Origin of the sequence: Salinispora cortesiana (assembly GCF_000484695.1) — a bacterium.
In the GTDB taxonomy this organism is placed as follows: domain Bacteria; phylum Actinomycetota; class Actinomycetes; order Mycobacteriales; family Micromonosporaceae; genus Micromonospora; species Micromonospora cortesiana.
This window is the reverse complement of the sequence record NZ_AXVR01000094.1, coordinates 1-9,268: the sequence shown is the minus strand read 5'-3', so window position 1 is coordinate 9,268 and position 9,268 is coordinate 1. Positions and strand designations below refer to the sequence as shown.

At 66.8% G+C, this 9,268-nt stretch carries 11 protein-coding genes and 2 pseudogenes; 8 read left to right on the top strand and 5 right to left on the bottom strand.

From position 1 onward, the window contains the following. From K228_RS0123180 to K228_RS0123165, 4 genes are all read right to left on the bottom strand, one after another. On the bottom strand, nt 1–216 hold a 216-nt coding region (locus K228_RS0123180; RefSeq protein WP_025620542.1), incomplete at its 3' end, for a transposase. A gap of 103 nt (nt 217–319) precedes the next feature. Further along, on the bottom strand, nt 320–1,276 hold the full coding sequence (sph, locus tag K228_RS0123175; RefSeq protein ID WP_025620541.1) for a sphingomyelin phosphodiesterase: 957 nt from the start codon (nt 1,274–1,276) through the stop codon (nt 320–322). A gap of 102 nt (nt 1,277–1,378) precedes the next feature. Further along, nucleotides 1,379–2,290 carry an SDR family oxidoreductase gene (locus K228_RS0123170; RefSeq protein WP_025620540.1) on the bottom strand — a complete coding sequence of 304 codons (912 nt, stop codon included), beginning with the start codon at nt 2,288–2,290 and terminating at the stop codon, nt 1,379–1,381. A 38-nt stretch (nt 2,291–2,328) separates the two neighbouring features. Further along, nucleotides 2,329–3,057 (bottom strand): DNA alkylation repair protein, encoded by a 729-nt coding sequence (locus tag K228_RS0123165; protein ID WP_025620539.1) that lies wholly within the window; start codon nt 3,055–3,057, stop codon nt 2,329–2,331. A 224-nt stretch (nt 3,058–3,281) separates the two neighbouring features. Between K228_RS0123165 and K228_RS0123160 the strand changes: the two genes are divergently transcribed. From K228_RS0123160 to K228_RS0123145, 4 genes are all read left to right on the top strand, one after another. Continuing rightward, on the top strand, nt 3,282–3,677 hold the full coding sequence (locus K228_RS0123160; RefSeq protein ID WP_025620538.1) for an ArsR/SmtB family transcription factor: 396 nt from the start codon (nt 3,282–3,284) through the stop codon (nt 3,675–3,677). Then, the gene (locus K228_RS0123155; protein ID WP_025620537.1) at nt 3,674–4,144 is read left to right on the top strand and encodes an SRPBCC family protein; all 471 of its coding nucleotides are present in this window, start codon (nt 3,674–3,676) and stop codon (nt 4,142–4,144) included. The genes K228_RS0123160 and K228_RS0123155 overlap by 4 nt, the downstream gene beginning before the upstream one ends. 93 nt (nt 4,145–4,237) lie before the next feature. Beyond that, nucleotides 4,238–4,654, top strand: coding sequence for a VOC family protein (locus K228_RS0123150; protein WP_025620536.1), 417 nt, complete (start codon nt 4,238–4,240; stop codon nt 4,652–4,654). Between the two features lie 56 nt (nt 4,655–4,710). Further along, a complete protein-coding gene (locus tag K228_RS0123145) occupies nt 4,711–5,001 on the top strand; it encodes a DUF2277 domain-containing protein (protein ID WP_025620535.1) in 291 nt (96 codons plus the stop codon). A gap of 11 nt (nt 5,002–5,012) precedes the next feature. On the opposite strand, the gene K228_RS0123140 is transcribed toward K228_RS0123145, so the two are convergent. After that, complete coding sequence (locus K228_RS0123140) at nt 5,013–5,867, bottom strand: nitroreductase family deazaflavin-dependent oxidoreductase (protein WP_025620534.1); 855 nt, start codon at nt 5,865–5,867, stop codon at nt 5,013–5,015. 481 nt (nt 5,868–6,348) lie between these two features. Here K228_RS0123140 and K228_RS26090 point away from each other — a divergent pair. The 4 genes and pseudogenes from K228_RS26090 to K228_RS0123120 form a co-directional block, all read left to right on the top strand. Beyond that, nucleotides 6,349–6,839, top strand: a pseudogene (locus K228_RS26090) (sigma-70 family RNA polymerase sigma factor). Continuing rightward, on the top strand, nt 6,836–7,615 hold the full coding sequence (locus K228_RS0123130) for a hypothetical protein (RefSeq protein ID WP_025620533.1): 780 nt from the start codon (nt 6,836–6,838) through the stop codon (nt 7,613–7,615). Before K228_RS26090 ends, K228_RS0123130 begins: the two are co-directional and overlap by 4 nt. A gap of 138 nt (nt 7,616–7,753) precedes the next feature. Then, nucleotides 7,754–8,810 (top strand): annotated as a pseudogene (locus K228_RS27810) (questin oxidase family protein). A 60-nt stretch (nt 8,811–8,870) separates the two neighbouring features. Further along, on the top strand, nt 8,871–9,268 hold a 398-nt coding region (locus K228_RS0123120), incomplete at its 3' end, for a glycerophosphodiester phosphodiesterase family protein (RefSeq protein ID WP_245603569.1).

Genomic DNA, 9,268 nt, shown 5'->3' with positions numbered 1-9,268 from the left:
GATCCGCTTGCGGGCCTCACGCAGCTCGGCCGACTCGCTGCCACTGACGCCAGGCTTGGTCCCGGCGTCGATGTCGGCTTGGCGCAGCCACTTGAACAATGTCATCGGGTGGACCCCGAAGTCCTTGGCGATCTGCTCGACCGTGACGCCAGGCTCCCGTTCACGAGCGATTCGCACCACGTCATCACGGAACTCACGGGGGTAGGGCTTGGGCACAGCAACATCCTTCCAGCCCGCCACCAGGGCAAGCCATCTCAGATGTCACCCATCGGTGCAGCAGACCCGTACTGTAGAAGAGCTGTCTGCCCAGACGCCGGCGTCAGATGTCGGCCGCGACTGGGTAGTGGTCGGCGTAGTCGGTGTAGCAGTAGCGGACGAACCAACTTGTCACGCACCACTTCGGTGCCTCGACGGCTAGCGTCTCGTTGTCACCGGAACCGTTCCGCACGTGGCCATTGCGTTGCAGGATGTAGTCGAGTTGTTGGCGGCTGTTCTGGTCGTCGTTGTAGTCGGCCATGTCGTTGCGCTGCGCGTCCCACGAGTACGGATGGCCGGTGAACGTGGCATCGCTGACATCGAGCCGGGTCAGCATGCTGTCGTACTCGGTCGAGTATCGGTCAACGTTGAAGTCCCCGGCGACGATGACCTGTTCGTCCGCCGGGACGTGGCGAGCACCCAGGAAGGCGTCGAGCTCGTCGAACTGGGCTGCCCGTACCTGGGCCCCGGTGCCGTCGGCACAGCCGGTGTCGGCCGCCTGTGCATGAGTGCCCACCACGTGCACGAAAGTGTCGTTGACGTTGAGTTGCGCGTAGACGAATCCCTTGTTGGAAAACCAGTCTGCCCCGCAGCCGTCCGCGTAGACGTACTGGATCATTTCTAGGATGGGCCACCGGCTCAGGATGGTGACTCCGCCATCCTCCGGGGTCGCGTCGGAGTATGAGCCCAGGGTGGCGTCCCAGCCGGACCTCGACCGGCCGAGAACTGGGGTTTGGTAGGGATACTCCGCAGCGAGCTGGTCTTTGAGCTGGTCGGATGCCTCGTTGTCGAACAGTTCCTGCAGGATGACGACATCCTGGCCGGCGATGTAGTCGGCCTCGGCGATCAGGTTGGCGCGGGTGACCTGCCCCCAGTTCGGGAAGAGTAGCTGGGGCAGGAGCATGACGTTGTGGGTCAGGACCTTCAGCGGTGCCGGGGCGGCGGCGGCAGGGGCGGTGGGGGCGAACAACCCGGCCGCGGTGAGAACAACGGCGAGCAGCAGACTCAGCGGTCTCTTCATGACCATCCATGATGGTCGTTGCCGACGGCCGACTTCAATTGCTCGAGGATGTTCAATGGATGAACGTGTGCACTGTCGGGCAGCTACTGGCCCGGGTCGGGGTCAGCGGTATCCGGTGGTGTTGGCGGGCTTGCCGACGTCCTGCACCTCGACCAGGTATCGCCAGGCATCGGGCTGACTCCCGTCCAGGTCGGTGAAGCCGTAGACCTTCGCCAGCTCTCCGCTGGAGAGCGACCCGCCATGCCAACGGGACACCTCCGGGTCCTGCGCCAGGGCCGCCACGGCGCGGCCAACGTAGGCCGGGCTTTCGGAGATCGCGAAGTGGGGCTCGACCGTGAGCGCGTCACGCCAGTTTTGTTCGGTCACCCCGAAGCTGTCCAGCATGTCCTCAGACCGCAACCACCCGGGCGTGAGCAGCACCGAAGTCGTGTCCTGCGACCGGAGCTCGTGCGCCAGCGCGAACGCCATCCGGCTCACGGCGCCCTTGGCGAGGTCGTAGAATAACGAGTTGCGGTAGGTGGCCGCGTTGTACTCGTCTGTCCCGTCGGTCATCTCGACAACCAGCCCGCCCGGGTTCCGAATGAGCAGGGGTAGTGCGAAGTGACTGGTGATGGCGTGGGTTTCCACGGCGAGACGCAGCGTATGCAGCCCGGCGTCCAGGTCTGACTCCCAGACCGTCTTGTTCCACTCCACCTGGGAGGTGCCCCAGATGTCATTGACGAGCACGTGGAGGGCGCCCTGCTCGGATTCGATCCGTGCGATCAGCTCGCGTACCTCGTCGGGGACAAGGTGGTCGACCTGCACCGCGATGCCGACCCCACCAGCGGCGCTGACCAACTCGGCGGTCTCTTCAATGGTCTCCGGTCGGTTCATCTCCGACCGTTGGACGCGGGTTGACCTGCCGGTGACGTAGACCGTAGCCCCAGCCGCTCCGAGCTGGATGGCCGTTCCTCGCCCGGCACCTCGGGTCCCTCCGGCGACGAGCGCCACCTTGCCGGTCAACAGCTTAGTCATGCGCCACACCCTAGCCGCGCGGGGTAAGGGAGTGTCGGCTAGCGAGCCGAGGCTCCCTGCTTGGCTTTCTTCCGGCCCAGGTAGTAGGTGCGTTGCTCCCGGTCGAGGTGTTCGATGGCTGCGCGCAGTAGGGTCCGGGGCATGGTGGCCGCGTGCCGGTCGAGGAAATCGAGTAGCCGTGCCCGGTCCTGGTCCCCGGCGCTGCGCAGCAGCCAGCCGGTGGCCTTGTGGATCAGGTCATGCGGATCGGCAACGAACAACTCGGCGATTCGGAACGTGTCGTCGAGGTCACCGGCGCGTACGAACGCCATTGTGCTGACGATCGCGGTTCGTCGCTGCCACGGGTCGTCCGAGCGGGCCAACTCGTACAGCACGTCACGGGACTTGTTGGCCAGTTGCGCCCCCACCACGTTCGCGGCACCGAGGTCGACCAGGTCCCAGTTGTCGATCCGGTCATGCCGGCGCAGGTAGAGGTCGTACAGCTCCGCCCGGCGCGCATCGGTGGTTCTCTTCCGCGAGGCCTGCTTGGACATGATGCTGACCGCGCCGGCGCGTACCTCGTGGATCGGGCTGTCGAGTAGGGTTTCGATCTCGCCGGGCGCCAGGTCGATGAATTCTTTGGCCAGTGCGAATACCTGACCCATTCGGACGCCCAGGAACGTGTCGCTCTCGGTGCGCCTGAAGTAGCGCTGAATCTTGCGGAGCTCCTCATCCGACTGGTAGGTCCGCAACTCTTCGACGAACTGCTCGGCGCTGACATCCGTCATGGTGGCCCTCCGATCGATAGGCGATCGTACCGATCTCAGAGCTACCCAGCGCCGATCAACTACGCGTGTCCCCAGACAGCCGGACCCCCGTGCACCTGCAGGACCGGGCGCGCTGGCTGGGCGGCCGGCTAGCTCGCGTCACCTCGCCGGGGCGTCTCCACCTGCGCAGACATGCCGAGGTCGGGTTTGACAGGGCGGCGGTCGAGAGATATAACAAACTCGTTATGAAACAAGCTGGTTATGCACTCGATGAGCCCGAGCGTCTCGACGCCACCTTCGCGGCCTTGGCAGACCCGACCCGGCGAGCGATCCTCGCCCGGCTCGCGCAGGGTGACGCGACGGTGAAGGAGATCGCCGCCCCGTTCCCGGTGAGTCAACCGGCGATCTCTCGGCACCTGAAGGTCTTGGAGAGCGCGGGGCTGATTTCTCGCGGACGCGTCGCCCAGCGCCGGCCGTGTCACCTTGAAGGACGCCAGCTCAGGTTGGTCGTGGACTGGCTGGAGAACTACCGCGGCTACTGGGCGGAGGCGTACGGGCGCCTTGACGAACTACTCGACGAACTCCAGGCCGGTGACGATGCGCGCCAGTCGAGTGGCGGCCGGGAGAGCCAGGGAACATGACGGCGAAGACCTTGCGGGTGACCACACCGGCACCGACTGACATCGTCCTGACCCGGGTGTTCAGGGCGCCACGTCACCTCGTGTTCGACACGTTGACCAAGCCAGAGTTGCTCAAGCGGTGGTTCGGCGCTCGCGGTTGGCGCCTGGTCGAATGTGAGGTCGAGCTACGGGTCGGTGGCAGTTGGCGCTTCGTCTCGGTGGGGCCGGATGGCCGGAAAATGGGCCAGGGCGGGGTGTACCGCGAGGTTCAGGCACCGGACCGGCTTGTTTACACCGAGTCCTACGACGACCAGTGGGCGCCGGGCGAGGCCCTCGTCACCGCCATGCTCACAGAGCGTGCTGGGTTGACCACGCTGAACACCACCCTGCGCTACTCGTCGCAGGAGGTGCGTGACCTCGTGCTGGCCACTCCGATGGAGCGGGGCATGGGGGAGAGCTACGACCGGCTCGACGAGGTGCTCGCGTAACCGTGATGGGGGCCCCGGGGTCACCAAGAATATGTCGGCGGCCGGAGAACGCGTCCGGCTAAGCAAGGGGTAGCGCAAGCGAGAGCGGGAGTAATGAACTGGACTCTGGAAGTTGTGCCGGTGCCGGTGGCTGACGTGGACCGCGCCAAGGAATTCTTCACCGAGAAGCTGGGCTTCCACCTGGACTTCGATTCTCGCGGCGACGGCGGCGAGTTCGGTCCGGTGCAGCTGACCCCACCTGGCTCCGGGTGCTCGATCATCATCGGGAAGGGCGTCAGTCCGATGGAGCCGGGCTCGCTGAAGGGGGTGCAGTTCGTGGTCGCGGACGTGCGGAAGGCCCGTCAACAGCTGGTGGAGCGGGGGGTCGAGGTTAGCGAGGTCCGAGTGGCCGGGCCGGAGGGCTTTCGTCCGGCCCAGGACGGCGACAGCCTGGACAACGTCGGCTTCGTCGCTTTCGACGACCCGGACGGCAACCACTGGACAGTGCAACAGATTTCGTCCCGCGGTTAGGTACGGCGTGGGGCGCGGCGGTTCAAGTTGGGGCTTGGGCCTGGCATCGTGGTGTCATGTGCCGGAACATTCGCGTGCTCCACAACTTTGAACCGCCCGCCACCGACGACGAGATCGAGGCCGCCGCAGTCCAGTACGTGCGCAAGGTCAGTGGCGCGACCAGACCGTCCGCGGCCAACGAGGAGGCGTTCAACGAAGCCGTTCGTGCTGTCGCCGCGGCAACCCAGACCCTCTTGGGCGACCTGGTGACCAAGGCACCTCCCCGGGACCGCGCAGTGGAGGCCGCGAAGGCCAAGGCGCGTGCGGCCGAACGGTACGGGGACCACGCAGCGGCGGGGCGGGGCTGACCGGGCCGCGGTCAGGCCGAGTCGTCACCGGTCTGTTTGGCGGAGAGCCGGTCGAGGATCGGTAGGAGTTGCGCCTCCTCGTAGTCGAGATGCGCCTCGACCGCGGCGGAGAGCCGGTCGACCTCGGTACGCACGCTCGCCCGGTCCACCTCGGCTGCCCCGACCACCTGCTGCAGTTGCTGGAGCAGCGCGTCCATCGCCGTGTGTTCCGCCCGCAGCCGCCGTACCGCGTCGGCAAGCTCGGGATGGTGCTGGGTAACCACCGGGAGCAGCTGGTCGTCCTCGCTGCGATGGTGATGACCGAGGCCGCCGCAGAGGGCGAGGCAGTTGATTCGTAGCTGCGCGCCGAGGTGGGTCCCCGGCCGTGCCAGCTCACTGCGGATGACCGCCAGCTCGCGGCGGAAGGCGTCGTGAATCAGCTTCAGGCCGCTGCCCCAGGTGGTCCCGACCGGCCGGCCGGCGAGCGGCTTCAGCGCCACAACAGGTGGCGGTTCTGGGGCGAGGGAACGCTCCCGCCGCAGTACGGGGTCCAGCTCCGCCGCCCGGTCGAGCGCGGCGTCCCGTTCGCCCTCCTCGAGCAGCGCCGCGAGTGCCTCGATCCTGAAGGCACCGTTCTCCAGGGTCACCTGTGGCTCGGCGAGTAGGTCGTCGTACCACCCCGGCCTCGTACGGGTGCCGTCGGGCAGCGCGACGACCAGGATGCGTCGGTCTTCGTCGAGGAAGAACTCCACCCAGGTGCTACGCGGTGCCCCGGTTTCTCGGTTTGCGGTGGTGAGCAGGATGCTCCGCCGGTCTTCGGGAATCTCCGAGGCCTGTTCCTGTTGGGCGTGGAAATCCTTGACCTGGGTAGCGTGGTCGGACGGCAAAGGGTGTACTCCATTCCTTGGTTGGGCTTCGTTCTCTATGCGGGCACCACAAATCGCCGGCTCGGGCCGGGGCGCCTGCGGAAGTGGCACGGCGAGACGTGGGGAAGATAAGAGCGCATGCGACAGCAAGTAGAAGCACGGTTGCTGTGCTGGCAAATAGCTGATCGCGGAGGGTGGGGCTCGGCCCCGCCGGGCGATCATGCCCAGGCCGGGAACCCTATTCGTTTCTGGCGTTTAGCCGACCCGGCAGTCATGGCGCGACAATAGCATAGGTAAATATTTCTGTCTCACCCCAAAGCTGCCAGCTCTGTCGGGGCCACCGGCTCTGTCGGTTCGGTGGGTCACGTGGCCGCTGCGGCCGCTGGCCGAGGAGGGAGCGGGCGGCAGGCAGCGGCCCAAACGGCAGGATCCGCTGATCGAGTGAGGCGCCCGGATCAGGGGACCATGCAACATTTCCAGGGGGATGCGGGGTAGTCATAGTATGAAGGCGACTGCACTCCCGCCGGACGGGTCCGGGTTCGACGCGTTCGTGCGACAGAGCGCCGCCGGGCTGCTGCGCTTGGGCAACATTCTGACGCTGGACCGAGCCGCCGCGGAAGATCTTGCCCAGGAGACCCTCATCCGCGTCGGGTTGGCCTGGTCACGGGTGCGCGCGGACGAAAATCCGGTCGGCTACGCCCAGCGCACCATGACCAACCTCTTCCTCAATGAACGACGACGTCGCCGACCGACACCATCCCGGAAGCCGGGTACGAGGACGCCGCACTGGCCGCGGTGGAGTCGACCGCCGCGGTTCGGCGGATCCTCGCGAGCCTGCCACCGAAGCAGCGGGCCGCGATCGCCCTACGTTACGTCGCTGACCTGCCGGACGACGAGATCGGTCGCCTCCTGAACTGCACCCCGACGACGGTGCGGTCGCAACTCTCCCGAGGGTTGTCCCGTCTCCGTACGACGATGTCAGCAGAAGGGTGATTTCAGTGTCCGAGAATCTCGCCGACGAGCTAGCCGAACTGGATAAAGGAGACTTCATGCTCCCGGTCACGGACGCGTTCGTCACCCGGGTGCATCGCGGCGTACGGCGACGTCGAATTCTTCGCGCGGGTGCGGCCGGCGGCGCGGTAGCCGCAACCGCCATCGCTGTCACTGTCGCGGCTTCCCTGACTGGGATTACCCAATCGGCTTCTCTTCCGAACTCGTCCACCGATCCGTCGGTGGCCGCCCCGCCGACCTTCGCTTTGTACCCGCTTTTCCAGCCACTGGACGATTACCGGATCACCTTCGTTCCGGAAGGGCTGCGGGCCTATGTTGCCCAGTTTGGACCTGTTAGCTATGCCGTGTCGAAGAACCAACTGCACAACGACAGCGGGGTGCTCACCCCGACCGGGGGCGGAGCGGTCGCCGGCTCCGACCATCCGACCGCCACGGAAACTTACCGTAACTATGTGCGACCCAACGGGTCGAATTGGCTTTGGATTTCGGTGTTGCGCCCGGAACGGACGACGGCGGAGGTTGATCGGGAGCAGGTCACCGAGTGGCTGGTCGGCTGGTCCATCAAAGGCACGGCGGTGATTGACAGCTTCCCGGTTCCGGCGGGCCAGGCCCAGCTCACCAGATTTGTCGGCTCCGAGGTCACCGTCCACGAAGTGGTGATCACAACGCCCAGCGGTACGGTGATCAACATTGGCGGGAACGGAGCGGTGCCAGTTGCGGACCTGAGGGCGGTGGCCGCCGGAATCCTGCCGCCATGACGAGTCGTCGCTCGCCAGGAGTGCGGCTTACTATCAAGTGGAGGGCTGATGGTCAACGAGGTGCGATCAGTTCGCTCAGTTCGCCCGGTACCTGCCGGCAGTTGACCTCAACCTCGCTTCAACTCTTACCGTTCCCGAGTGGACGTACTCGACGAGGCCCTGCAGCGGATACAGCACTTCGGACCGGAACGGGATGGGTGGCTCTCCAACCATGCGCCCATGGCCGTTGAGGCGCTGGCCCGGCACGGCCACGCCGCGGTCGTCCACCGATGGCTGGACGGGTACGCGGACCAACTGGAGGAGCGACCACGGGGGATCGAGCCGATCGCCGCCGACGAGTGGCGAGACCCGCTCGGCGACCCGGTACGCACCGGCGATTGGCTCGACTTCTTCGATCGGGAGTTGGCCGATGAGCCGTGGCGGCAGGTGCTTGCGCGATGGTGGCCACGCCTGCTGCCCGGCGTCGCTGCCGGCGCCACCCACGGCGTGATCCGCGTCGGCCATGCCGTTCGTGCCCTGCTGGACGAGGAGACCGTCCCCCCGGGTTGGTGAACTCGGGCAGGGGTTGGCCTACTGGGCGGCCCGCTGGCAGCCCCTCGCGCCACCCGGAGCCGGGCCGTATCCCGCCATCGATCCCCGCGCTGCGCTCGACGTGGTGCCCCGCGTACCCGACCAGCGGTTCGGCATCCGGGCCCGGCTCGCCCAACTCGCTGACCTTCCCGGCTGGTCGGCGGTGGCCGGCGCGGTGCCCTGCCGAGGAGCAGGTAGCGGGAGTGTCGCCGACGGGCCGGATGCCGTGCCAGCCCGGCTGGCCGGCATCGTGCACGCGGCGGTTACCCGGCACGGCACCCACGGCTACGCCAAGCCGGTCATGCTGGTGCACGCCGCCACCGCCCCGAACGCGATCCTGCGCACCCTGCCCACCCTGCCCCGGGAGATCTGGCCGGCCAGTCTCGCCGCCGGCTGGGCCGCCACCGCGGCCGTCACCGCTGCGTACGCCCCGGCGATCGGAGAACCCGGGCCGCTGCTCGTGGCCGAACGGGATGCTGCCGAGGTCATGCGGCTCGCGGTGGACTCCGTCGACCCGCACGCCATCAAGTTCGCCGATACCGCGCTTGACGCGTACGCCGGTACCGGTGACGTTGCCCTGCTCGCCGCATCGGTACGCGCGACAGAACAGATCGGGCCGTGGTGAACCGGAGTACCCCGGTCCACGTCCTGTTCGTCGCAGAGTATTCACCTCTGGCGGGGGGAGTTGTCACGAAATCTTGGCGAGGCGTACGGGTCGGTTGGGCAGGTTGAGGCGGTGGTGGCGCACCGTGGGCACTGGCGTGCCGCACCGGAGAACTCGCTGACGGCGATCGATCTTGCGGTTCGGGCGGGCGTGCACGTGGTGGAGATCGATGTGCGGCGTACGGCTGATGGGCATCTGGTGTTGATGTATGACAGCACGGTGGATCGGACGACGGACGGTACGGGTGCGGTGTCGGAGTTGGCGTTGGCCGAGGTGAAGCAGCTGCGGTTGAAAAGGGGTCTGGGTGGGAGTCAGGCGCCGTTGACCGAGGAGCGGGTGCCGACGTTGGCGGAGGCGATGGCGCAGGTGCGGGGCCGCGCCATGGTCAACCTGGACAAGGCGTGGGAGATCCGGGACGA

Bases quoted from the DNA above. Each gene is read 5' to 3' on its own strand.
- K228_RS0123165 (WP_025620539.1), bottom strand. From the start codon at position 3,057: ATGACGGATGTCAGCGCCGAGCAGTTCGTCGAAGAGTTGCGGACCTAC.
- K228_RS0123160 (WP_025620538.1), top strand. From the start codon at position 3,282: ATGAAACAAGCTGGTTATGCACTCGATGAGCCCGAGCGTCTCGACGCC.
- K228_RS0123150 (WP_025620536.1), top strand. From the start codon at position 4,238: ATGAACTGGACTCTGGAAGTTGTGCCGGTGCCGGTGGCTGACGTGGAC.
- sph (WP_025620541.1), bottom strand. From the start codon at position 1,276: ATGAAGAGACCGCTGAGTCTGCTGCTCGCCGTTGTTCTCACCGCGGCC.
- K228_RS0123145 (WP_025620535.1), top strand. From the start codon at position 4,711: ATGTGCCGGAACATTCGCGTGCTCCACAACTTTGAACCGCCCGCCACC.
- K228_RS0123155 (WP_025620537.1), top strand. From the start codon at position 3,674: ATGACGGCGAAGACCTTGCGGGTGACCACACCGGCACCGACTGACATC.
- K228_RS0123170 (WP_025620540.1), bottom strand. From the start codon at position 2,290: ATGACTAAGCTGTTGACCGGCAAGGTGGCGCTCGTCGCCGGAGGGACC.